General features: G+C 62.6%; 19 protein-coding genes, 1 tRNA gene and 1 pseudogene. 6 read left to right on the forward strand and 15 right to left on the reverse strand.

The features are described 5' to 3' along the window. Positions 1 to 379: 379 nt before the first annotated feature. Positions 380 to 1,792: a PIN-like domain-containing protein gene (locus CAL25_RS19765; RefSeq protein ID WP_141217959.1), complete on the reverse strand. Its 1,413-nt coding sequence runs from the start codon at positions 1,790 to 1,792 to the stop codon at positions 380 to 382. Between the two features lie 349 nt (positions 1,793 to 2,141). Further along, positions 2,142 to 2,528 (reverse strand): hypothetical protein, encoded by a 387-nt coding sequence (locus tag CAL25_RS24330; RefSeq protein ID WP_212590921.1) that lies wholly within the window; start codon positions 2,526 to 2,528, stop codon positions 2,142 to 2,144. A gap of 7 nt (positions 2,529 to 2,535) precedes the next feature. Here CAL25_RS24330 and CAL25_RS24335 point away from each other — a divergent pair, with 7 nt between their 5' ends. Beyond that, positions 2,536 to 2,892, forward strand: a complete 357-nt coding sequence (locus CAL25_RS24335; RefSeq protein WP_212590922.1) for a hypothetical protein — start codon at positions 2,536 to 2,538, stop codon at positions 2,890 to 2,892. Here the strand turns inward: CAL25_RS24335 and CAL25_RS19775 are convergent. The 5 genes from CAL25_RS19775 to CAL25_RS19795 form a co-directional block, all read right to left on the reverse strand. After that, complete coding sequence (locus tag CAL25_RS19775; protein WP_141217960.1) at positions 2,889 to 3,092, reverse strand: hypothetical protein; 204 nt, start codon at positions 3,090 to 3,092, stop codon at positions 2,889 to 2,891. The two genes, CAL25_RS24335 and CAL25_RS19775, sit on opposite strands and share 4 nt — an antisense overlap. 852 nt (positions 3,093 to 3,944) lie before the next feature. Beyond that, positions 3,945 to 4,970: a DUF2806 domain-containing protein gene (locus tag CAL25_RS19780; protein ID WP_094803131.1), complete on the reverse strand. Its 1,026-nt coding sequence runs from the start codon at positions 4,968 to 4,970 to the stop codon at positions 3,945 to 3,947. A 149-nt stretch (positions 4,971 to 5,119) separates the two neighbouring features. Next, positions 5,120 to 6,232: a DUF7673 family protein gene (locus tag CAL25_RS24555; protein WP_094803133.1), complete on the reverse strand. Its 1,113-nt coding sequence runs from the start codon at positions 6,230 to 6,232 to the stop codon at positions 5,120 to 5,122. A 225-nt stretch (positions 6,233 to 6,457) separates the two neighbouring features. After that, entirely contained in the window at positions 6,458 to 6,976 is a 519-nt protein-coding gene (locus CAL25_RS19790) for a ParA family protein (RefSeq protein WP_249279165.1), read from the reverse strand. Between the two features lie 29 nt (positions 6,977 to 7,005). Further along, positions 7,006 to 7,230: a helix-turn-helix domain-containing protein gene (locus tag CAL25_RS19795; protein ID WP_094803135.1), complete on the reverse strand. Its 225-nt coding sequence runs from the start codon at positions 7,228 to 7,230 to the stop codon at positions 7,006 to 7,008. A gap of 70 nt (positions 7,231 to 7,300) precedes the next feature. Here CAL25_RS19795 and CAL25_RS19800 point away from each other — a divergent pair, with 70 nt between their 5' ends. The 3 genes and pseudogenes from CAL25_RS19800 (at position 7,301) to CAL25_RS19810 (ending at position 11,313) form a co-directional block, all read left to right on the forward strand. After that, positions 7,301 to 7,726 (forward strand): helix-turn-helix domain-containing protein, encoded by a 426-nt coding sequence (locus CAL25_RS19800; RefSeq protein WP_094803137.1) that lies wholly within the window; start codon positions 7,301 to 7,303, stop codon positions 7,724 to 7,726. Between the two features lie 1,049 nt (positions 7,727 to 8,775). After that, positions 8,776 to 9,921 (forward strand): DUF1173 family protein, encoded by a 1,146-nt coding sequence (locus CAL25_RS19805; protein WP_249279180.1) that lies wholly within the window; start codon positions 8,776 to 8,778, stop codon positions 9,919 to 9,921. A 328-nt stretch (positions 9,922 to 10,249) separates the two neighbouring features. Further along, a pseudogene (locus CAL25_RS19810) lies at positions 10,250 to 11,313 on the forward strand (tyrosine-type recombinase/integrase). A gap of 52 nt (positions 11,314 to 11,365) precedes the next feature. Here the strand turns inward: CAL25_RS19810 and CAL25_RS19815 are convergent. From CAL25_RS19815 to mnmC, 6 genes are all read right to left on the reverse strand, one after another. After that, positions 11,366 to 11,441, reverse strand: a tRNA-Lys gene (locus CAL25_RS19815). 142 nt (positions 11,442 to 11,583) lie between these two features. Further along, on the reverse strand, positions 11,584 to 12,381 hold the full coding sequence (locus CAL25_RS19820; protein ID WP_094803141.1) for a MetQ/NlpA family ABC transporter substrate-binding protein: 798 nt from the start codon (positions 12,379 to 12,381) through the stop codon (positions 11,584 to 11,586). A 55-nt stretch (positions 12,382 to 12,436) separates the two neighbouring features. Next, positions 12,437 to 13,090, reverse strand: coding sequence for a methionine ABC transporter permease (locus tag CAL25_RS19825; protein WP_094803143.1), 654 nt, complete (start codon positions 13,088 to 13,090; stop codon positions 12,437 to 12,439). Then, positions 13,047 to 14,135, reverse strand: coding sequence for a methionine ABC transporter ATP-binding protein (locus tag CAL25_RS19830; RefSeq protein WP_094803145.1), 1,089 nt, complete (start codon positions 14,133 to 14,135; stop codon positions 13,047 to 13,049). Before CAL25_RS19830 ends, CAL25_RS19825 begins: the two co-directional genes overlap by 44 nt. Positions 14,136 to 14,335: 200 nt before the next feature. Further along, a complete protein-coding gene (locus CAL25_RS19835; protein ID WP_094803147.1) occupies positions 14,336 to 16,561 on the reverse strand; it encodes a glycoside hydrolase family 31 protein in 2,226 nt (741 codons plus the stop codon). 385 nt (positions 16,562 to 16,946) lie between these two features. Next, positions 16,947 to 18,803 (reverse strand): FAD-dependent 5-carboxymethylaminomethyl-2-thiouridine(34) oxidoreductase MnmC, encoded by a 1,857-nt coding sequence (gene mnmC / locus CAL25_RS19840; RefSeq protein ID WP_094803149.1) that lies wholly within the window; start codon positions 18,801 to 18,803, stop codon positions 16,947 to 16,949. A gap of 212 nt (positions 18,804 to 19,015) precedes the next feature. Here mnmC and CAL25_RS19845 point away from each other — a divergent pair, with 212 nt between their 5' ends. Next, positions 19,016 to 19,885, forward strand: coding sequence for an inositol monophosphatase family protein (locus tag CAL25_RS19845; RefSeq protein ID WP_094803151.1), 870 nt, complete (start codon positions 19,016 to 19,018; stop codon positions 19,883 to 19,885). Between the two features lie 93 nt (positions 19,886 to 19,978). Here the strand turns inward: CAL25_RS19845 and CAL25_RS19850 are convergent, their stop codons facing one another. Then, positions 19,979 to 21,700, reverse strand: coding sequence for an AMP-binding protein (locus CAL25_RS19850; RefSeq protein WP_094803153.1), 1,722 nt, complete (start codon positions 21,698 to 21,700; stop codon positions 19,979 to 19,981). A 77-nt stretch (positions 21,701 to 21,777) separates the two neighbouring features. On the opposite strand from CAL25_RS19850, the gene CAL25_RS19855 reads away from it, so the two are divergent. Further along, entirely contained in the window at positions 21,778 to 22,974 is a 1,197-nt protein-coding gene (locus CAL25_RS19855) for a M20 aminoacylase family protein (protein ID WP_094803155.1), read from the forward strand. A gap of 87 nt (positions 22,975 to 23,061) precedes the next feature. On the opposite strand, the gene CAL25_RS19860 is transcribed toward CAL25_RS19855, so the two are convergent. Beyond that, positions 23,062 to 24,291, reverse strand: coding sequence for an MFS transporter (locus CAL25_RS19860; protein WP_094803157.1), 1,230 nt, complete (start codon positions 24,289 to 24,291; stop codon positions 23,062 to 23,064). Positions 24,292 to 24,338 lie beyond the last annotated feature (47 nt).

The raw sequence follows: 24,338 nt of genomic DNA on the forward strand, positions 1-24,338 counted from the left end.
GCTGCCGTATGAGCCTTGTGTCCTCGAGCAAAAGGCGTGGATCCAGGAACTGCTTCCGTGTCCGGCCAAGCCCAGAAAGACGGCCCCCGCCCGGCCGTCAGATTGACCGCCGGCTGACCATGGCAACCGCGAACCTTGCATCGCCAAAGGCGCGAGTGTTTGGAAGTCAGGTATCTAATTGATCGCTGGCTTGGGGCCTGTGGGTATGTGGGTGAAGCTGGGTTGCCTGTGGGCATACCCTGTGGGCAAGCGCGTGGTCAGGCGAAGCCTGTCCACTGTTTGTCCATCAGCGGTTGTCCACGGGTCGAGAGCAGCGAGTCCAGCGGTCGCGCAGCGATCATCCACATACCCATAGGACGGCTTTTTGACTAAATCCAGCTCACACGATGACTATGGGCTCGCTCTCGGCAGCGACGGGCTTAAGCCTCAATCGGATACTAGACACCACGTCCCTCGCAGAGGAGTAGGCTATTCCTAGAACTCTTCCCATGTAGGCCCCCAAGTCATCCTGATAAATAACGAAAACGTCGCCTTCGGATAGCGGATCGTGCTCGTTCGGGGGGAACGACCATGGCTCTCCGTTAGGGATTGGACCATTTTTAATGAATCTTTTGACCCCTGCGCCGATAACTGCGACAACGCCGCTTCCGTCCACGTGCTCGCTGAAACCAAGATTCAATACGTTGCCATCGGACAGCTCAATTCCACCGATAAATCCGCTGCCAGAGGAAAGAATCGGCGCGTGATAGACGTCATGCTCAAACTTCGAACTCTTGTCAATGTATTGATTAAGAGCGTACGAGAGGATGGCATTAATTTTATCGGTTGAGTGAGGCTTCTTTAGCCATTTGACGGAGGTTAGCGGCGTGAGAATCTGCTCTTCCTCGGCCGCTTTCACGTCCTGAACGACGTTCGCTGGGACGTTTCTCTCGCGCAGAACATCTGTCAGCCTCGCAATTTCGAACTTCCTGCCACCGGATGAGCGCCTATATTCGTCGACCAGCTCCGGCCGCGGATACACGCCGCTCCCCTCACACCGAACGTGCCAGTCGCCCTTCTCGTCTGCGCTGACGAAGACTAGATCTCTCCGCTTCTGGCCCAATTGAAGAATGGCACGCCAGATTAAAAAATCTCCGATCCCAGCGTCCGGCTTTTTCCCATCTTTATAGCCAGGAGGGATCTGCTTTTCGTGCCTCAAGCGCCATTCCGCTTCAAGTATGGGGCGCTCGCTCTCAAGATCAACGATGACATCACCGCGGAATAGCTCGAAGTACTGTTGGGTTACGGGGTCGTCACCGCGCCAAGCGCTAATTTGCTCGACGAGCGTGCGAACTTGTTCTCTGTAGCTCTTCGCCGCTGCCCTCAAATCTTTCTTGATGGTTTCGAGTTCCCCAGCCGCAGGTAGGCCGCTCAAGAAGGCAGGTATGGCTGCTCCCTCGGCCTTAAGCCCACTACTCTGGTCATTAATCTTCTGTATAAGCTCCCCAAGCTTGTTGTCCCGATTTGATATATATTCTCGCATCACGCGTGCCGGGACAAATAGGCGTCCCTCGTCGATAAGAGCCTTATATACCTCAACAATTGCCGAGAATTCCGCTCCCCCCACACCAAACGGCACAAGAAGGACGTTTGTGTCTAAGACAAAGATTGCATCCTTACTGCCTAGGGGCACTTTAGCTGGCCCGAGCAAACCGCTCACATCGGGATAACGATCTTCCAAACGCCAGTAATCTGGCAGAGGTTCCGACGCTTTGGGTTTGCTGGATTGGCCCTGCTTACTATCGTCGCTCACGCCTTTCCCCTTGAGAGCAGTTGGAGTAGGAGGCAATCGTAATGCGCGTTGACGCACGTGACAACGGCGATGGTGCGGCTGCCTTGCCGACATCACTCAACTCGGTCCGACCGTGTGGGTGGCCTAATCTCTCAAGAATCAACTATCGGTCCAGCTCGGGGCCGGGCCTTTGCGTTAGTCCGAAACTTGCTCCGTCGCCGAGCTCGCGAGCCGTCGACGGTTCAACGATGCCGGCGCTTCCGTATGAGTACCTGATTGCCACTGAATCCCGCGCGACCAAGTCCTGGGAATTCACCATCGATCGTCGAGAATGCACAACGACGTTCGGGCCACAAGCCTGAACTACATATCATTGAGTGGTCCCAATAATTTGGCCGAGGTAGGTCTGTCCCGGTATCGCGGGGGAGATCTGCGCCTTTTCGCCGGCGGCGGCTCTGGCTAGGCCGACGGCATGCTCTTGGTCCAGGTCCTGAATATTGGTGCGGATGAGACGAGCCAGGTCACCCGAGTCGCCGTGGTACGCGCGGATCGATGCCTCGATCATTTCCTCGCGAGTGACCGCCTGCCAGTCGATTCCGTAACCGGCGCCACGCGCGAGCTGACCGATGTATTCGCGAACCGATCGCCCGTTCCCTTCTCGGAAGGTATGCAGGACGTTCAGCTCACCAAGTATTTCACCGGCGCGGGTGCTAAAGGCAGTACTGTCCAGTCCTTTGAGGAGGCTCTCTCGCGGCAAGGGACGTGTGATCGTGGGGGCATACGCCTCGATCTGCGAAAAAGCTGGCGAAGCGCGTATCACCTTTGGAGATATCGACAGCGCGGATTTCGCCTGCCCAATCGTAGACGTCGCCGAACAGCCGCTTGTGGATGGTCTGAAGGTGCGCCAGGTCGAAACAGCCCTGCACTGGCTCAGACGCCATCTCGTACGACCTCAACGCGGCAAACGTCGCCTCGGCCCGATCAAGCACCTCCGCATCGACTATGCCAAGCTTGTTCCTCAGGACGCCTGTGGCGGGATCCAGATACGCATCGGTGGCGTGGACGGGGTATTTGACCATCGACGGCTGAGGCTACGTGATGAAAGAAAAAAGCCGGCTTAATGAGCCGGCTTTTCGAAGTCGCCAGAGACGATTCTCTGTCGCAGATCGTGAATCAGATCCGCAAACTGGATCTCGCCCTTCGCCACGCGGTGCAACTCGGCGATGGTCCGCTGATCAGGGTCGACACCCTCGAAACGCTGTTGAGCGACAGCATTGCGTATCGCGCGCGCAGCTTCGAGCTGGGTCCAACTTGTCGACATGGAGATCTCCCGATTGATGACCACATTTTACCTCATGGGCCCAGCCCGAGAGCCTATGTCAGGCACTCAAGTACTGCATGCGCCACGAGGGTTAGCTCCCATTGCGACCGCCACTTCCCCACAGAGTTTGCGCAAACCCTACATCATCACCGAGAAGCAAGCGGACCTTGCTGGAGAAGCGGCGCCCAGACAGATCACGGTATCGGAGCGTTACGGGAATGTCCGCACCAGCTCGCCAGGAATCTCCCGTTCCCAAGTGCCCGAAAGCAGTTTTGATGTCTCGGCCGTTGGCAAGTATAGGAATGCAGATGCCACTGAAGAAGCAGCGCTGCGCGTCTTTAGGAATTTTAGACCCGCTTGAAGCAGTTCGCACGTCCTTTACTCTGGCGATGAGCTGTATGTCCCGCGCGGGTTGAGTGCCCGTGTTCTCAACCAAGAGGTTGAGCGCAATGCCTGAGTTGCCGGCAGCAAAAGTGGTGACGCGAGCTGAGACTAGTGGCCGGTGAGCTTGGCGCCAGGAAAAGTAGGAAAAGCCAAGCGATACTAGTGCGAACAGTCCGGAACAGATACTGATCGCGACAGGATTACTTACGAAGTCTGCAATGTGTGGCATGAGACCCAGCGACTTAGCCCAGCCGCGCCGCCAGGCAGCCGCAACAACGAACGGGTAGGCCTGAGGGTTCCAACAAGAGAAATTGAATTTGCCTAGCTCGCACAATGATCTACGGGAAGAATGTAGGGGAAAGGAACGTCCATGATGGGATGCGACTTGCAACGACTCTACTGGCCTCTCAGAGGTACTGCCCACGACACGAGCACGCCGCGAGAGACTTGCGGCATTGCTTAAGATAGCTAAATCGCAACTTTCGTTGGAGTCATGCCTTGCTTGTCGAAGAAGTCCCTCAACGCAGCGGTATAGGCCTCATCTGGCACAACATCTACGATTGGTAGCAGTTCCCTGCCAGACCGAGAGAAGGCCACACCATGCACCTTAAGCGCTGTCGGCTCTGGTGCGCCAACTTTTTGGACAAATGCCCATTTCACGTTTTGATAGGTCCACGGCAACGTGACCCTATTGTTGTGTGCTACTGAACCACGGTAGTCAGAATATGAGTTGTAGTCGGAGATGATCAGCCCGTACTCGTGCAGAATGTTGAGCGCGTCAAAACTCAGACCATACGCCGCCAAGGAGTTTGCTGCCGCACTGCCCATAGAAACGACGCGCGCATCTAGTATTTCGTTCGTGTTTGGAACGCGGGCGGATATTGATAGAGAGCAGAGCAGTCTGAATAAGTTAGCGGCTTGGTTATCGAGTTGCGCCATCAATTTGACTGTTTTTATCGAGAAGGATGCTGGCCGTCGGATCTCTCCGGCCAAAATCTTTCCAAATAGGCGCTGCATCTGTTCAGAACTCATATGGGCCGCCTCGCTCTCGAAAGCATTCAACCAGTCGTCGCTGATTGAAGGTTCTTCTGCAGCAAGGTCGCTTGCGCTGACCTGCGGATCAGATCTCAAATCCGCAGCGGCCATTTCAGCCACTTGATCGACATTTATTCGCTCACGCACAATTTTTTCTGCATATTTGGCGGCAGCGACACGAGCGTACTCTGGGTCGATTCTCATTTGCTCCGCGATCTGGTTAGCAGAAGCATCGATTAGCGCCACCCGAGCACGTGACTCAGCGCGTCTCTCAGCGATCGCGTTCTCGATCAACGCCAAGGGGTACTCCACCGCGGCGCTACACAACCGGCCAAACGCTTTGGCTGCATTTTTTCGAATTGGTGCTGGCACACCCGAGATTAAGTCGCCAATTCCGGGCCCGATAGTTGAAAGCCCTCCGCAGTCTTTCGCACTACTGTCCTTGATGTCCTCGGCCATACGAATCTCCGTCGTACAAAGGTATTCATTACGCGGAATTCTAGTGGAATCCTCGGCCGATAGAGACCACACCAGTAGACGATGGCTTTCTTAGGTCGCCTTGCCAGGCGCTAGGGCCCGCAAAGGGGCGACCTGGCCTGCCAATGAGTTCACTCCTCCTGAAGGTGAGGGCGCCAGAGCTTCACGAGCGCCTTAAATTCAGCGTGTATTTCTGAGGACAGGGTGTCAGGGTAGGCACGCACACGACGGATCAGGTGGATCACAGTGACCAAGTCGTCCGCAATCTCGGCGTCCATAGCCCAGAGATCGGTGAGGTCGAATCCGCCGCAGCTTGCTGCGTTCCACCAGCCGAGGAGAAAGTCGGCGACTCGCTTGCTCTGCCCCGTGTCCGATTTCGCGATGGCCACCAATCGCAAGAGCGCCGCGACGTCGACCCGGAGCTGCACTGGCGAGAGCGGCGCGCTCGAGTGCTGTGCCACAGGATCATTGGCTTGGGTATGCGGCAGCTCGGGCCGTCGTGCCTTGCGCTGCGCGTTGTCCGGGGTGCTGGACGCATCTTTGGTCTTAGCCTTCTGACGAATTTCTTTCACAGCTGCACGGGTAGGCCTGCGCTCGCCGGTGCTGAGTAGGTGCTCGACTGCTGCAGGGGCCTCTCGATGCGCCGATGCGAGCTCGCTCGCGAGCGTCACGTCGGTGACCGTCCCGCTCGCCATCGCCGCGGCGATTGGCTCAGGAAGACTGAGCACCGCCGCGTGCTGACTGACCCACGCTTTCGATTTCCCAAGAGCGCGTGCGATTTCAGCCTGTGTGCATCCTTTGGATATCTTGGCACCAATGTAGTCAGCGATTTCTCTGAAAGTCAGGTTCTCTCTCTGCAGGTTCTCTGCGACGCCATCGTCATCGTCGAAGTCGGGATCCACGAACGCCGGCACCTTCTGCAGTCCTGCGATCATTGCCGCCCGGAAACGCCGGTGTCCATGGTTGATGATGAAATCGCCAGGGATGGTGGGATGTGGGCGCAGTGAGAGCGGGACCTTGATTCCTTTGAACTCGATGAGCTTGGCAAACTCTTGGATGCTCTCGGCGGAGAAGCCGGGGTTATCAGCCCGCCGCGCGTTGTTCTCGTCCTCGTGAATCCGCGCGACGTCATAGAACGCCACCGCTCCGTTCGACTGCACGGGGCCATCCAACATCGAAGCGAGATCGCCGAGCCCTGCCAGGTCAAAACCATCGGTGCCGGAGTGTTTAGCTGCTGAACGCATTAGCGCACCCCCATGCTGGAGAGAACGTGCTGGCCCAGCGCACGCATTTCCACACCTGCAGCGCGCGCTGTAGTCTTTCGACTGAGCCAGACGGGCTCACCGTTGCCGAGCGCCTCAGCCACGCTGGTCCGGAGACCGATAGTGACTGGTGCCAAAAGACTGCCGTGAGCACCCTGCACTTGCGCCAAGTGACGAACTTGACGCGGGTTTCGCTTGTCAACGCGGCTAGGCACGATACCGAGGAACTTGAGTTTCGGATTTGCTTCGCGTGCTCCCAAGATGACCCGCATCATGTCTGATGCCCTCGATACTGTAGGCCTCCATTTCTACAGGGCTGATTACGGCATCGGCCGCACGCAGCGCAGCTATCGTCGCGATTCCAATGCTTGCAGGCGTGTCGATCACGCACAACTCGAATCCCTGCGCGGCAAGGGAGGACAGATTTACCCGGAAATTTTCGACTGCGCGATTCACGTCCATGTAGATCACGTTTGCCAACAGTCGGTCTGCATGGACCAGGCCGAGGGACTGGTTGGTCGCATGCACTTCGAGGCTCTGATCAAGGAATAGCGAACTGGCGGCGACATCGAGGCGGTGCCGCTGCATGGTCTTCGACAGGTTGCCGGTGTCGAGATCCAGCACAGCAGTTTTCACTCCATTCTCGGCGGCGTGGAATGCAATGTGAGTGGCGGCAGCGGTTTTGCCGACCCCTCCTTTGTTCTGGGCGATGACGACGGTCTTCATACGACATCCTTTTGAGTAGTGTTTAGCAGCTAAACAGACTGGTTCTTGGCGGGGCCGGGCAAGTTGTCCAAGATCTCGAAGTAATCGTGCAACGCTTGCACGGTCTGGACACCCGGGTTGCGTGTCTCTCCATAGCGGATCTTTCGGAGATGGCTGATCGACACGTTTGTCGCGTCCGCGACAGCTTGCAGTTCGGCATAAGGCACCGCCTTGAGGCGGACCAAGACGCGTTCGAAGAAGGAAATTTCATTCATGGGCCGATGATAACCCAAATATGGGTTGTCACAACCCACTAATGTGCGCGCCGGCGCGGCATAGTTCGGTATGGCAAAAAAAGCTATCGATCTGGTCGCGGAAAACGTCAACCGGCTTGTTTCACAAGCCGGCTTGTCGAATGCTGCGCTGGAGAAAAAAGCTGGTGGCCGCCTTACCCGTTCTACCGTAGACCGCGTGCGCCGAGCTGAAGGCAGCCCAGGTATCGAAAGCGTCTCGGAAATTGCCCGCACTTTCGGGCTTGAGTTATGGCAGCTGTGTGTTGAAAACCTGGATCCGCAGAGTCCACCGAAGTTGGTGGGTCAACGCTCTGGTGGAGAGTCCGCTAGCTCTGAAAACGAAAGTGCGCTGCTGAGTCGCTTCCGCGATTTAAGTCCCGCTTTCCAGCAGCTCGTTCTGAATGATGTAGAGCGGTATCTCGAGGCGGAGCAACAAACTCGGCATAAAAAGGGGGCACCCGCAAAGCGGAGGGCGTAGAGCCGCCCTACCCGTTAAAGCTGCCACTGCTGCTACGGTGCTCCACTTTCCGACTGCAAGATCCGACCGGAAAAAAATTTTGCCCGGTGTATTTCAAATCATAACAATAATGTCTATTTGTTGCCACTAGGCAACGCCAGTTCGCAATTTCGTCAACAACCCGTATTTGGGTTGAAAATGTTTTTTTACGGGTTATCACGATCGCTAACACCCAAATCTGGGTTGCGCTCTTTAACCTGCGAAACACAGTTTGTCCCGCGCCCGCTGTGAAGCGTCGCGGCAGGGGAGACAGCCGCATGCCCCGGACACATGAAAAGCAGCGGCAAGAATTGAAGGGGGAACGGGTGGCCCGTGAAGCCCGCTCGGACGAAAGTCGGAGTGAAAAAAGCCCGCCGGATGCTGAGTCTGGCCCGCCCTCACAATCTCGAATATGGCAGCGAGTGTCTCGAAGAGACACCGCGCCAGTTGAACGGTGCCGCGCTCCTTCGCCGGTTTGCTGCAGTACCGTTCACGAGCGCCCCAGACACATAAGCCCCCGTGGCGAGTAACGGGTGGACGAATGCCGCGCCGGGCCAACCGGTACGTGCCGTGCAAGTCGGCAACGACGCCGCCCGCGTCGAGGTATCTCGCGGGCGGCATCCGAATCGGCGTTTGATGATTTTTTAGCTGCTAAAAAATTCGAGCGCTCCGATTCGGATGTCAAACACTTCCACGTTTTTCATCTCTCAGCCCGCCCGGCTGCCCAGTAGCCGCCTCGATTCCTCAGTTGAAAGTTAAGCGCGGGCAAGACATACGGCCGAGCGCGGTCCCCAACACGTGAAGAGACTTCGCCATGGCGTTGATAAGAAAGTTGCTGCGCGCATGCCATCTGGACCCGGGTTTGACAGTCTTTAACGGTTCGCCGCGACAACGCACTTAGTTTCGTAGGTTGGCGATATGAAAAAACACTTTATCCGGTGGAGGTCATCATCGGAGCTCAGAGCCGCGTCTACACCGCGGAGTTTCAAACTCAAGCCCCACACAGCGACGCTTGGAAACGGGTACTGCTGATGTGCCACGGAAAGGCCGATGTGCGCTGTTGTTGCCTCGGGCCAGGTACGAAACGCTTATCTATCCATAGCAGGGCGAGTTCAGATCGGTTTCACCTCGCCCGCTTTCCTGCCTCCGGCCCAGAGCACAGCGAAGACTGCAGCTATTACTCGACGGACCCAGCGATGTCCGGTCTGGGCAACTACCGAAAAGGGGTTGTACAAGAGCTGGACGATGGCAGCGTCAAGGTCAAACTGAAAGTTGGTCTACAGCAGAAAGCCACTAAGGCACCGCAAGATGCCGGAGATTCGCTCGTGGAACAGAAGAAGCAAGCGCCTAGCTCGCGCTCTGGGCAGTCAAGCATGAGCTTGCTGGGCCTCCTGCACTATCTCTGGACTGAAGCCGGCTTTAATAGTTGGCCCCCTTCGATGGAGGGCAAACGTACCCTGGGCGTCCTCCATTACCACCTGCTGCGCATAGCCAAGGCGACTTACGCCGGACGCCTGCGCTTGGCCAGTAGCCTGCTTGTGTCGACAGCCACAGCGTCAGGCGGCCAGGCGGAGCTAAACAAAGCCAAAGCGGTCGAGGCGATGAATCGACGCCGACGACTCGTGGTCGTCGCGCCCCTATTTGGGTATCAAGTAGGCATGGAGGGCGTCCCGGGCCTTCCTATTTCGGGCTATCACGGCATCCCGCATCTCATGATGTCTCCCGGCCAGTGGGAGGTTCTACATCACAAGTTTGCACGAGAAGTGAACGGGTGGATGTCAGGCAGCCAGGTCGTGGTGATCGCGCAGACGGACGTTCCGGTGCCGGCAGCGGGCGCCATGAAGGCAGATGTTGTCGACCTCGGCCTGGTGCTGGTGACGCCGGAATGGATTCCCGTGGACTCCGGCTACGAGTCTGCAGTTGTGGCCAAGTTTGTCGCGAGTGGGCGTCGATTTGAAAAGCCGCTTCGCTTTGACGCTGGATCGGAGCAGGTGTTTCCTGATTTTTGGCTGCACGATCGCAGCGACCTCGTCCCGATGGAGGTCTGGGGCCTTTCGGACCCCGAATACCTGGCACGTAAGGCCACGAAGATCGCTCATTACGACGAGACCTACGGTGAAGGAGGATGGTGGCAATGGGATGCAGACGCGGGTGATTCTATTCCGCCATTTCCCTGAGGAGGGCCCTCCATGGATTCGGTAGCTAATGCACAGGTCTCTCCACCCAACTGCCCAGCAGCTGGCCAAACCTAACCATAACCAGCCGAGGTTGCATGACTACCCTACTATCGCGACCGCACCCAGAGTCTGAGCGTGCTCTGACACTCCAAGAAGCCGCGGCGCGATTGAATGTGTCGTACAGCACGATCTTCCAGTACCGAAAAGAGATCGGCTTTCAACTCAGGGCGCGGGGCGCATGGCGAGTGTGGCCATCCCGACTTGCCGCTCTTTCCGAAAAGAACAACAATGCCAACCAGCTATCACTGCGGGTTGTGGGAGATGCACAATGCCCATCCGCAAAGATGAGACCTCCGGGATCTATCAAATTGATATCCGCGTCCCAGGCGTCCCGCGAATTAGACGCTCTTCTGGCACCACGGACAGGAAGTCTGCACAAGAGCTCTACGACACGCTGAAAGCACAGTTGTGGCGGCAAGCGAAACTCGGTGAGCAAGCGGACCGAACATTCGAAGAAGCTGCCGTACGATTTTTGAGGCTGTCCGAAGGTCAGAGCGACTACGCCACGAAACTGCGTCATGTGCAGTACTGGCGCACCCTGGTTGAGGGCCGGTCTATGCGCTCTTTAACAGCTGACGAAATCATTGGCGGCTTGCCCACGCACAGTGTGCACAAGCTCAAGCAGCCCACTCCGCTGACCGGCAGCACCAAAAATCGGTACATCGCCACCATCAAGCGGATCTTGAATCTGTGCGTTGAGTGGGATTGGATCGACAAAGTCCCAAAACTGCATAGCTTCGACGAGCCGGATGTCCGCGTGCGATGGGAGCCCCCGGAAGTAATTATGGGGTTGATAAAGGCGATGCGCTTGGAGTGGATGCGCGACGCAGCTATCGTCGCGGCGGCAACAGGAATGCGTGAGAGCGAATTGTTCTCTCTACTGCCTTCGCAGGTTGATTTGCCCCAGCGGAACGCATGGGTGACCCACGAGGGAGCTAAGTCCGGCTACGCCAGGGCTGTTCCTCTGAATGACGATGCTTTCGAGGTCATTGCGCGAAGGATCCTTGCCGTTCAAAAGCGGCCTGGGTACCGTGCCACGAGTTCGTTCATCTTCACGCGCGGGGAACATCTCAATACGCGCATCCAACAGAATGACCGACGAGACCTGGAGCGCGCGTGCCGAAAAGTCGGGATTGAAGATTTCCACTGGCACGATCTTCGCCACACTTGGGCCAGTTGGCATGTCCAGCGGGGAACTCCGCTCCTGGTCTTGAAGGAACTCGGCGGGTGGGAGACCATTGATAGGTCCAGCGCTATGCTCACCTCTCGCCCAGCCACATCGCAGCCCATGCGGGAACGGTCAGGTTTTGGTCAAAACCCGATCCGCAATGACAAACGCCACCCGAAAGGGTGGCGCTAAGTCTTTGATGCTGCGAGGGAATTCTGGTGGGTTGTGCGAGACTCGAACTCGCGACCAACGGATTAAAAGTCCGCTGCTCTACCGACTGAGCTAACAACCCAACCTAAGCCAAACATTATGGCTCAATATGCCGGTCGGGTCAAGGCGGCGGGCATGCATCCGGTTCGCGACGTCGTCCCGGCCAAGAAAAAGGCCGTCCCGAAGGACGGCCTCAGCGTCAGGCAGAACGCAGTCGCGCTGGATTACCAGGCGGCGAGCACGGCGCCCTTGTACTTCGTGGCGATGAATTCCTTCACCGGCGCGCTGTGATAGACCGACACGAGCTTCTGGATGTCGGCGCGATCCTTGTCCTTGGCGCGCACGACCAGCACGTTCGCGTACGGCGAATCCGGCGCTTCCTGGGTGATGGCGTCTTTCTTGGGATCCAGGCCCGCTTCGAGCGCGAAGTTGGTGTTCACGGCCGATGCGTCGGTGTCGTCCAGCGAACGCGGCAGTTGGGCTGCGTCCAGCTCGATGAAGCGCAGCTTCTTGGGGTTCTCGACCACGTCGATCGGCGTCGCCTTCAGGCCGGCTTCCGGACGCAGCTTGATCAGGCCCTTGCTTTGCAGCAGCAGCAGCGCGCGGCCGCCGTTGGTCGGGTCATTGGGGATACCGATGCGCGCACCGCTCTTCAGGTCGTCCAGGCTCTTGACCTTCTTGCTGTAGATGCCGATCGGGAAGATCACGGTCTTGCCCACGCTGACCAGCTTGTAGCCGCGGTCGGCGTTGGCATTGTCGAGGTAGGGCTGGTGCTGGTAGCTGTTCAGGTCGAGGTCGCCGGCGGCCAGCGCCACGTTGGGCTGAACGTAGTCGGAGAACTCGATGACCTGCAGGTTAAGGCCCTGCTTGGCTGCTTCCTGCTTGACCACTTCGAAGATTTGGGCGTGCGGGCCGGCCGTCACGCCGATCTTCAGCGGCTTGTCCTGCGCCAGGGCCGGCTGGGCGAAAACGGCGGCGCCCAGGGCGAACGCGGCCAGCGACTTCAGAAACTTGGTGCTCATGATGCGGTGTGTTCCGACAAAGGAGGAAGGGGTGTTGCGGTAAAAAATTCGGGTATCAACGATGCGACATGCGGCGCACGAGCCAGTCGCCAAAACTCTGCACGGCCTGGACCAGCGCGATCAGCACGACCACCACGGCCAGCATCACTTCGGGCAGGAAGCGCTGATAGCCGTAGCGGATGCCCAGGTCGCCCAGACCGCCGCCGCCGATCGCGCCAGCCATGGCCGAATAGCCGATCAGGCTCACGATGGTGACGATGGTGGCGGCCACCAGACCGGGCAGCGCTTCGGGCAACAGCACCTTGGCGATGATCTGCATCGGCGAGGCGCCCATGGCGCGGGCGGCGGTGATGAGGCCGGGGTCGATCTCGCGCATCGCGTTCTCGGCGATGCGCGCCATGAACGGAATCGCGGCCACCGCCAGCGGCACGATCGCTGCCGTAGTGCCGATCGAGGTCTGCGCGATCCAGCGCGTGAACGGAATGATGGCGACCATCAGGATCACGAACGGCACCGAGCGGGTGGCGTTGACGATCACGCCGAGCACGCTATTGACGGCCAGGTTCTCGAGCATCGCGCCGCGCGCGGTCACGATCAGGATCACGCCCAGCGGAATACCCACCAGCACCGCGACCCCGCCGGCCACGCCGACCATCAGCAGGGTTTCAAGCAGCGACGTGATAAGCAGGTCGATCAGTTGCGGGCTCATGAGCAATTTCTTCCACGGTGATATCTCGGGCGGTCAGCGCGGCATGCGCGTCCTTGACCGCCTGCGGCGCGCCTTGCGCCAATACGAACAGCGTGCCTACGGCAACGCCTTTGATGTCTTCGATGCGGGCCTGCACTAGGCTGACGTCGAGCGCGTACTGACGCGACAGGTCGGAAAGCACCGCGCCGGTGGCATCGCTGCCCGACAGTTTCAGGCGCCACAAACGCACGGCCTGGTCCGGACGCGCGGCGGCGAGATCGGCGATGCGTGCCTGCACCGCCGTCAGCGTGCCGTCGGTCAGGTCGGACGCGGTGGCGGCCGACACCATGCCGCGCGTCACGTCGTGGCGCGGCTGGGCAAAGACGTCCTGCGTGCGGCCCACTTCGATGACTTCGCCCTGCGACAGCACCGCCACGCGATCGCACACTTCGCGCACCACTTCCATCTGGTGCGTGATCATGACCACGGTGACGCCGGTCTTGCGATTGATGTCGCGCAGCAGGGCCAGGATGTTGTGGGTGGTTTCGGGATCGAGCGCCGAGGTCGCCTCGTCGCTCAGCAGCACGTCGGGGTCGTTGGCCAGGGCGCGCGCGATCCCCACGCGTTGCTTCTGGCCGCCGCTGATCTGGCTGGGATAACGGTCGCGCAGGTGCTCCAGCCCCACGAGGGCGAGCAGACGTTCGACGCGAGCCGGGATCTCGGCCTTGGGCACGCCCGCGATCTCGAGCGGGAGCGCGACGTTGCCGTACACCGTGCGGCGGGCGAGCAGATTGAAACCCTGGAACACCATGCCGATGCGGCGGCGCTGGGCGCGCAATTGCGCCTCGGACAACCCGGTGAGCACCTGATCGCCGATGGTGATCGTGCCCTGATCGGGCCGTTCGAGCAGGTTGATGCACTGAACCAGCGTACTTTTACCGGCCCCGCTGGGACCGATGATGCCGAAGATCTCGCCCTGCTCGATGCGCAGATTGATCCCCCGCAAGGCCTCGAAACGGCCGCGCGGCGTGGCGTACGTCTTGGATAGGTTTTGAATATGAATCATGGCATGTAATTTTCTATTGCCAGCTTTCTAAAGAGAACGACTGATTTATCCTCTTTTAATAACTAGGAGTAATATAAAACGGCTATGACCCGGCCACGCATGCGCACGGCATGCACGAACGGGTCAATGGAATGGGCGAGATGGAGACCTACGGGCCGGTCCGGGAGCGGTCCGGCGCCAAGGCACCGGACCGTACCGCGTCAGCGCGCCCGCGAAATGCGGACTTCGGCGCCGCGGCGCTTCACTTCCAGGCCTTCGGAGGGCAGGATGCGCAAGCCTTCGAGCCCCTTGATGTAGCTCGAGCCCTGCATCTGCATCACCCGGATTTTATTGCGCATCACCACCGGGTTATGCACGGGCATGCCGAACATCCAGACTTCGTCGAGGATGCGCGCCGAGTTGAACTCGCCCGTGTGCTGTGCCACCGGCCCGAGACAGAGCATGTGCCCTTCACGGCCGAACACAGGGAACTGATCCGTGCCGCACTCGAGCGTCCAGGTGGTGCCGCCCTCGTAACGGTGACCGGTGTTCAGATCCCACCAGGCTTCGCCCTTGGGCAGATAGACACGCACCGAATTGCCCGGGGCCACGACGGGCGCCACCAGCAGGGCCGGGCCCAGCAGGTATTGCAGATCGTGGTCGTGCGCATCGGGGTCGTTCGGGAACGACATGGCCATCGAACGCTGCACCGGCAAACCGGTGCGCGCGGCATCTTCGATGGCGCCCAGCACGTACGGAATCAGGCGATAGCGCCACTGCAGCCAGGTGCGAGCCTGATTGAGCGTGTCGTCGCCGAACGCCCACGGCAGCAGGCCGCCCACGCCCTGGAAGCTGAAGTTGGCCGAGAACACGGCCGCCTGCAGCCAGCGCAGGTACAGCTCGGGGCTCATGCCCGCAAGGCTGGACTGCGCCGATCCGAGCGCATGCACCTGGACGGGCAGACCGCTCGCGCCGATCGACAGCGCGGTGCGCAGCGTGTGCTGCAGGCCGTCCCAGTCGTTGCTGACCTTCGGGCCGGCCTGCCAGGGTAGGCGTTGCGCGGCCGGAAACAGATCGGTGCTCGGGACCACGCCTTCGGGCGGCACTTTGTGGCCGGCCACGGCGTCGAACAGGGCGCGGCGCGCCAGCAGCGGATAGAGCGTGCGCAGCGACGGACCCGATTCGCCATTGCGGGCGGACACGCCATCGGGAATCGCGATCTGCGCGTCGCAGGCCGGCGCATCCAGACCGTCGTCCACGAGCTGGCGATGCCGCTCCACCCACAAGGCGTAGGCGTCGCGGTACGTCAGGTCGAGCAGACCGTAAGGCTGGCCCTGCGTGGCGGGCACGCCATCGAACACCTGCGCGCTGCCGTCGTCCTTCGTGAGCAGCCAGCCGCGATCTTCGAGCTCTTCGAAGAGCGGGCTTTGCTTGAGCACGCCAGGAAAGCCGGTACCCGAGACATGAACGTTGAACTTGTGGAACAGCGCCAGCACCTGCTTCGCATCCGGGAAACGCTGGGCGTCCCACTCGAAGACCGACTTGTCCGCGGCGAAATGCCAGGCGGCCGGCGTGGCCAGCGAGACGACGTCGAGCGGGATCTGGTTGGCGCGGAACTGCTCCACCAGGGCCACGGTCTGGGTCGGCATCTCGCCTTCGGCCTGGGTCAGCCAGGCGCCCAGTGCCCACAGCACGGGCTGACCGGCCCGGCCGGTGAGGGCGCTGTATTGATTGAGGATCTCGGCAGGCTCACCCGCGAACAGGAACAGATCCAGTACGGGGTCGTCGACGGCCAGGATATAGGCGGTGTCGGCCGGCGCCACACCCACCGCGTGCTCGACGCGGCGCAAGGTGTTGGCATAGACCCCCCAGCCCTTGGGGCTCCAGGCCAGCGGCAGGGCCCGGTGCTCGGGATCGTCGGACACGACGGACTCGTCGCGGCGATTGAGATCGCCCGGGGTTTCGCCCAGGCCGTAGATGCGCTCGCCCGTGGTGAGGGCGAAGCCCACATGCCAGGCAGCGTGCGCGTCTTCGTCGAGCGCGTTATGGCCGAAGGCCGGCGTATGCGCCGACACTTCCGAGGTCAGGACCTGGGTCTCGCCGCGCCAGAGCACGACACGAACCGGGTTGGTGAGGATCTCGAGCGACACATCGCCCTGGGTGATGCGCCAGCCGCTCGCGTCGTCGCGCGGGGCAAGCGTTGCCTCTCCCACGGCTTCTTCGCGGGCGAGCAGCATCTCGCTCAGTGCACGCGCGCGGGCACTGGGCTTGTCTTCGTTGAAATGCGGTGTCAGCGCACAACGCAGGCGAAAAACGCCGGGCGCGTGCGCCTCGATGACCAGCCGCAGGCCATCACCCGCGTCGAAATCATTGCGACTGGGACGCGAGGTCAGCAGCTCGACGGTATCGAGCTGATTAGTATGATCAAAGTCGTACTTCGGCGGCACAGAGCATCCCCCGGCTTTAGCCAAAAAAACCAATAAAAGTCGTTATTTTGACGGATTTGGCCCTTGAAATAAACTCGGTCCCTGTTTTAGGGGCCAACCGCCGCCGCCAGGGGGCATGGCGGGGGCTCCGCGCATGCGCCGGCCGGCCCGGCAGAAAGTGGCGCCAGCCCCGCAATAAAGGTCCGAATTTCGCCCATTCTGGCAGTAAATCGGCAACATCGCACGTATAGAACGCAGCCCTAGGGTAAGCCTGCCGTTCAAGGCGGCCCCGGCGCGCGGCCCCATCGGCGGCGAGCAGCCGCCCGACGTGGAGCGGCCCGGCCTCGCCCAGCGCGGCCGGCCAGGCGCGGCCGGCCAGGCGCGGCCGGCCAGGCGCGCCCCAGCCTCAGCGCGGCGCGACGGCCGAGAGCAGGTCCGCTTCCAGGGGCGCCGGCTCGGCATGCAGCGCGGCCGCGATCACCTCGCCCATCAGTGCCGACCAGGACAGGCCCCGCGACGCGTAGGCCGTGGCCAGCCATACGCCGGGCGCATGCGCCAGCGCGCCCACGGCCGGCAGCCGCCCCGGCTGCACCGCCCGCCAGCCGGCCCAGCCCGGCAGGGCGCCGGCGGCCGGCAGTGAGGATTCCGCGGCCGCCAGCAGGCCCGCGGCCTTGCCGAGGTTCGTCAGCTGCCCGGCCTCGGACACCGCCGAATGCTCGGCGCCGTGCACATAGGTGCCGCCCGCCACGCACCAGCCGTCGACTTCAGGCAGGAGATAGCCCTCGCCGGCGACCACGCAGCGCGGCCCGCCGCCCAGGGCGAACGCCGGAATCTGCGTGACCTCGCCTGCCAGCGCGTGCATCTGCGCCAGGCGCGGCAACGCCTCGAGCAAGCCGCTTTGCGCCAGCACCGCGCGCGCGCCCACGGCATTGGCGAGCACCACGACGTCCGCGCGGGCGAGCACGCCCCCGTTGGCGGCGACGGCGGCCCAGGCCTCGCCCTCGGATGTCAGCCGCTCCACCCGCCCCACCCGGCGCGTGATCCGCGGGTGATCGAGCAAGGCGTCGATGAGGGCTTGCGGCCGCACCTGCATGCCATCGGCCAGGAACACGCCACCGCGCGCGAGCGCCATGCCGGCCAGCGCACTGGCCTCCTCGCGCGTGACGGGGCGCGCCCACGAGTCGGGGAAAGCGAGCGCGGCGAGGGCGTCTTGCAGGAGGGGCCGCGCGTCGTCGCGCTCGAGTTGCAAGGTGCCGGTACGCCGCACGATATCGGCGGAGAGGTGCGCCCAGCGCAGTTGCGCCATGCGGCTTCCAGCGCGCGACAGGCGAGCCCGCGCGTTGTCGTCGCGGGCGATCACCGGCGTCAGCGCGGCGGCGAGGTGATCGCCATGCGCAGCAGACTCCGGGGCGAGCACCACGACATCGCACCCGCGGCGCGCAAGCGCGTGCGCCACGCCGGCACCGGCCAGCCCGGCCCCCACGACCAGCACGGCCTGCCGCAACGCCACGGCCTCGGGCACCACTGGCGTCTGCGCCGCGGCCCACGCCGTGCGTCGACCCACGGTGATATGCCATTTACCGGCCTCGCCGGGCTGACGGGCGACGTCGAAGCCCGCCCGCCGCAGCGCGTCACGCACAGAGGCCGCGGCACTCCAGGTGGCCAGCGTGGCATCCGGCGCCGCGAGCCGGCCCAGGCGCCGCAGCACCCCTTCATCCCACATCTGCGGATTGAGCCGGGGCGAGAAGCCATCCAGAAAATAGGCGTCGACGCGTGCACGCAGCTGCGCCGCCATGCGATCGGCGGGTCCGAGTGCGAGCGTGAGCGTCACGGCCCCGTCGTCGAACTCGAGCCGATGCAATCCCGGCAACAGCGGCGGCCATTGCGCGATGAGCGCATCGGCCAGTTCGCGCAAAGGCTCGGGCACGTGCGTATCGCGCAGCGCCTGCAGGGTCTCGCGATCGAACGGATGACCCTCGATCGACACCATGTGCAAGCGCGCGCAACGCGCCGGATCGGCGCGCCACGCCTGCCACAACGCCAGAAAGTTGGTGCCGAGGCCGAAGCCCGTTTCGCACACCGTGAAGCGGGCCCTGCCCTGCCAGCGCCCCGGCAGGCCATTGCCCTGCAGGAAGACCGTTTGCGTCTGTCCGTAGGCATCCGCCGGCGAGTTATAGACGTCGCCATACAGCGGGCTCACGAGCCGGCCCTGGGCATCGAGCGCTACCGCGGCCGGCGTGAGAGGGAGATAGGACGAGGACATGGGGTTATTGTGCCTAAAGACATTGCGCCGCGAGTCTAACGCCAAGACCGCGCGGCGCCCCTGCGCGATGACAAGACCAGCGCGCGCTGGTGCGCACCGCCCGCGAGCGACGCCCCGTCTTCGTTGGCCTTGCGCCACGCCAAATCGGCCCGGCAGGCACGCGTGGCCGGGGTTTCGTCAAAACGTCGCACACACAGGCTTACACTGGAGTCATGCAAACGCCCTCCTCCTCCCCCAAGGCCGCGCTGGATCTCGGCGCCGCCATCGACACCGCCGTGTCGGCCGCTCACGCGGGCGCCGCGATCCTGCAATCCTATGCGCACCGTCGCGACGATCTCGTGATCGACCACAAGGCGCACAACGACCTGGTCTCGCAGGCCGACCGCGAAGCCGAGGCCGCCGTGCTCGAGGTGCTGCGCGAACGCACGCCGCAGTACGGCATCGTGGCCGAAGAAACCGGTGGCGAGGCGCAAGGCGCCGCCACCTGGTACATCGATCCGCTGGATGGCACGACCAACTTCCTGCACGGCATCCCGCACTACTGCGTGTCGATCGCGCTGGTCGCCAAGGCCGGCACGCAAGTGGGCCCGGGCGCGCCGCTCGACATCGACACGCCGGTGATCGGTGTCGTGTACGACCCCAACCGCGAAGAACTCTTCACCGGCGTGCACGGCGTGGGCGCCTGGCTCAACGGCCGCCGCATCACCTGCTCGCGCACCGCCACCCTCGAAGAGTCGGTGCTGGCCACCGGCTTCCCGTTCCGCGACTTCTCGTTCGCCGACCAATACATGCCGATGCTGCGCGACGCGATCTGCACCGCGCGCGGTGTGCGCCGCATGGGCGCGGCCGCGCTCGATCTGGCGTGGACGGCCGCCGGCCGCTACGACGGCTATTGGGAAATGGGCCTGGCACCCTGGGACGTGGCCGCGGGCACCCTGATCCTGCGCGAAGCCGGCGGCGTGTGTCACGACATGCACGGCGACGAGCCCTGGCCGGTGGGCGGCCGCGTGGTGTCCGGCAACCCGCAAGTGGCCGAAGCGCTGGCCCGCATGATCGCGCCGCATCTGAAGGCACGCGGCTGAACACGCCAACAAGAAAGCGGGCGCGGCCTCATGGCCGCGCCCGCTTTTTTTGAGCATGCCCCGGTGCGCCGTCGGGGGGCGCGCCGATGATTGTCAGGTGCCGGTGGGGCGTTGCGCCGCCCCGGCTCCTTCGCTGTCAGCCTCGGCCTGCGCCTCGTCGCGCAGTTCGCGGCGCAGGATCTTGCCGACGTTGCTCTTGGGCAATTCCTGGCGCAGCTCGATCTGGCGCGGCCGCTTGTAGCCGGTGAGCTTCTCGCGGCACCAGGCCTCGACCTCGGCCACCGTGAGGCTGGGGTCCTTGGGCACGACGTAGGCGCGCACCGCCTCGCCCGAGTGCGGGTCGGTCACGCCCACCACGGCACACTCCAGAATCTTGGGATGCGCGGCGATGATGCCCTCGACCTCGTTCGGATAGACCTTGAACCCCGACACCGCGATCATGTCTTTCTTGCGATCGACGATGCGCACATAACCGCGCTCGTCCATGATGCCGATGTCACCCGACCGGAAGAAGCCGTCGGCGGTCATTACCTGGCGCGTTTCGTCGGGCTTGTTCCAGTAGCCCAGCATCACCTGCGGACCGCGGATCGAGACTTCGCCGCGCTCGCCGTACGGGACTTCGTGGCCGGCATCATCGAGGATGGCCACGTCGGTGGACGGCAGCGGCAGGCCGATCGCGCCCGAGTATTCGGTGGCGTTGGTGGGGTTGACCGTGGCGACCGGCGAGGTCTCGGACAGCCCGTAGCCTTCGATCAGCGGCTTGCCCGTGAGCTTGAGCCAGCGCTCGGCCACCACCTGCTGCACGGCCATGCCACCGCCGAGCGTGAGACGCAGCGCCGAGAAATCGAGCTTCGCGAATTCGGCGTTGTTGGCCAGCGCGTTGAACAGGGTGTTGACGCCGGGGAACAGATTGACCGGTGTTTTTTTCCAGGCGGCGATCAGCGCGGGCTGATCGCGCGGATTGATGATCATCAGGTTGCGCATGCCGGCATGCATGCCGAACAGGCCGCAGGTCGTGAGCGCGAACACGTGATAGAGCGGGAGCGCGCTGATGATGGTGAGCTGACCCTGATGCCCCTCGACCGCGGGCTGCGCCACGGCTTCGGTCTGGAGCACGTTGGCCACGAGATTGCCGTGCGACAGCATGGCGCCCTTGGGCGTGCCGGTCGTGCCGCCTGTGTACTGCAACACCGCGAGGTCGTTCATCGCGAGCGCGGGGGGCGTGAACGGCGCGCTCGCGCCCGCCTTGAGCACCTCGGGAAGCAGGCGGGCCTCGTCGATCTGCCAGTCGGGCACGAGCTTCTTGATGTGACGCGCCACGAAATTGACGATCGGCGCTTTGAGCCCGCCGAGCAGATCGCCGGGCGCTACCACGACCACATGACGCAGATCGCCCTTGTCGCGCACGTCTTGCAGGGTCTTGGCGAAATTTTCCAGGATCACGATCACCTGGGCGCCGCTGTCGAGCAGCTGGCGCTCGAGCTCTTCGCTCTTGTAAAGGGGATTGACGTTGACCACCACCATGCCCGCGCGGAAGGTGCCCAGCAGCGCCACCAGATAGGCCGGCACGTTGGGCATCATCAGCGCCACGCGCGCGCCCTTGGGCAGGCCGGTGCTTTGCAGATAGGCGGCAAAGGCGCGGGCGTGCGCATCGAGCGTGGCGTAGGTGATGTCGGAGCCCAGCGAGGTGCAGGCGATACGATCGGCATGGCGCTTGACCGCACGGTCGAGCAGATCGATGAGCGAGGTGTAATCGGCGGTGGAGATCTCGGCCGGTACACCTTGGGGATAGCTCGCGAGCCAGGGACGAAGCATGGTGTTTGTCTCCCTTATTTCGTATTTTGTTTGATGATACCCTTGATCTATTGTTTCCAAAGCACTTCAAACCTCGTATGAATCTGCTCGAACCTATCGTGACCTGGCGCGAAGAAATCGCCGCATTGCGCCGCGACATCCATGCCCATCCCGAACTCGCCTTCGAAGAGTTCCGCACTGCGGACCTCGTCGCGAAGCAGCTGCAGGATTGGGGCATCGAGATCGACCGCGGCCTGGGCGGCACCGGCGTCGTGGGCATCATCCGCGGTTCGCGCGAGAGCGCCCGCACGCTGGGCCTGCGCGCCGACCTCGACGCGCTGCCGATGCAGGAGGTCAACACCTTCCCGCATGCCAGCAAGCACGAGGGCAAGATGCACGCGTGCGGCCACGATGGCCACACCGCCATGCTGCTCGGCGCGGCGCGCTATCTCTCGCAGCATCGGGACTTCGCCGGCACTGTCTACGTGATCTTCCAGCCCGCCGAAGAAGGCGGTGGCGGCGCCAAGCGCATGATCGACGATGGTCTGTTCACGCGCTTCCCGATGGATGCGGTGTTCGGCATGCACAACTGGCCTGGCATGAAAGTCGGCCAGTTCGGCCTGACGGCCGGGCCGATCATGGCCTCGTCCAACGAATTCGCGATCACGATCCGCGGCAAGGGCACGCACGCCGGCATGCCGCATCTGGGCGTCGACCCCGTCATGACCGCCGTGCAGCTCGCGCAGAGCCTGCAGACCATCATCACGCGCAACCGCAACCCGCTCGACGCCGCCGTGCTGAGCATCACGCAGATCCACACCGGCAGCGCCGACAACGTCGTACCCAACGAAGCCATCATGCGTGGCACCGTGCGCACCTTCACGCTCGAGACCCTCGATTTGATCGAGCGCCGCATGAACGACATCGCGCGGCACACGTGCGAAGCGCTCGACTGCAAGGTCGAGGTCGCGTTCCAGCGCAACTATCCGCCCACGATCAACCACGCCGCCGAAGCCGCCTTCTGCGCCGACGTGATGCGTGACATCGTCGGACCCGACAACGTCAACGACCACGTGCAGCCCACGATGGGCGCCGAAGACTTCGCGTTCATGCTTCAAGAGAAGCCCGGCGCCTACGTCTGGATCGGCAATGGCACCGGCGACCACCGCGACATCGGTCACGGCGCGGGTCCCTGCACGCTGCACAACGGCAGCTACGACTTCAACGACGATCTGCTGCCGCTGGGCGCCACCTACTGGGTCCAGCTCGCGCTCAAGTGGCTGGCGCGGCCGTAATCCCATCAAGCACACGGGCCCGTAAAAACGGGCCCGCTTTCATTCCGCGCACGATTCACACATCGAGCGTTTGACTCATCGAACGCGTCAGGACGCGTCCGGCTCCAGCGCCGGCGCGGCGTCGGCGGCGTGTTCGCTGGGCAGCAGGGTCACCATGGCCGCGGTGCACGCGGCGATCACGGTCATCACCAGCAGCAGCGTCGTGAACCCGGCCTGCTTGACCATCGGCCCCAGCAGCCACACCGCCAGCGAGCTCACCCCGAACGACACGGTCAGGCGCATGCCGGCCACGCGCGAGCGGCTGCGGTCGTCCACATACCGCACGATCATGGCGTCGGTGAACGGAATGGCGCCGAAGATGAAGATCATCGCCCCCAGCAGCGCGACATAGAGGGCCCAGCCCTGAGCCCAGGCCGCCCAAAGCAACAGGGGAATCTGCGCCACCGCGATGCTCAGGTACAAGGGCTTGAGCGCGACGCGGTCGAGCAGCCGGCCCACGATCACCTGCGTGAGCGACGACACCACATAGATACCTGCCAGCAGCGCGCCCAGCAGCACCGGATCCTGCACGACACCGCTCAGCCGTTCGTCGAGCAGCTGGGCGTTGCCATTGGTGGTGAAGTTGAAAAGCAGGCTGCCGGTCACGGCGGCCGCCGTCATCACGGCGAAGGCCCGCGCCAGCGCGCGCGGTGCCAGCGTCACCGCGGCGCGGCTCTTGCGCCGCGACGGCGGCTCGGCTTCGTGCGGGCAGATGCGCATGAACACGACACCGCACAGCAGCGCGAAGGCCCCGGGCACCGCGAAGGCGGCGCGCCAGCCCAGCGCCTGCACCAGCAGGCCCGTCACGAGCGCGGCCACCGCCACGCCGAGGTTGCCGGCCAGGCCGTTGATGCCGATCACCGCGCCCGGATTGGGCGCGTGCTGCACGATCATCGGAATCCCCACGGGGTGATAGATCGCGGCGAACAGCCCCACCAGTGCCAGCGCGCCGGCCAGTTGCCAGGCGTTTTGAGCCAGCGCGCACAGCATGGCCGCCGCACCGATGCCGAAGAAGAACAGCAGCATCATGCGGCGCCGCCCCCACAGATCGCCCAGGCGTCCCGCCGGCCACGAGCCGATGCCGAATAGAAAGAACGCCGCCACGCCATACGGCATCAGATCTTCCCAGTGCGCGAAACCGAAATCGGCCGCGATCGTGCCCACTGCCGCTGCGAAGATCAGCAGGAACATGTGGTCGATGGCATGGGCGATGTTGAGCAGCAGCGTGACCGGGCGGGCAAACGGCTGAACGGAAGCAGGGTCGGAAGAAGAAGTCATGGTGCGCACGTAAAGGAAAAACTCACCGATCCGTTTGCCACGCCGTG

The organism is Bordetella genomosp. 5 (genome assembly GCF_002261315.1).
Classification (GTDB): domain Bacteria; phylum Pseudomonadota; class Gammaproteobacteria; order Burkholderiales; family Burkholderiaceae_B; genus Bordetella.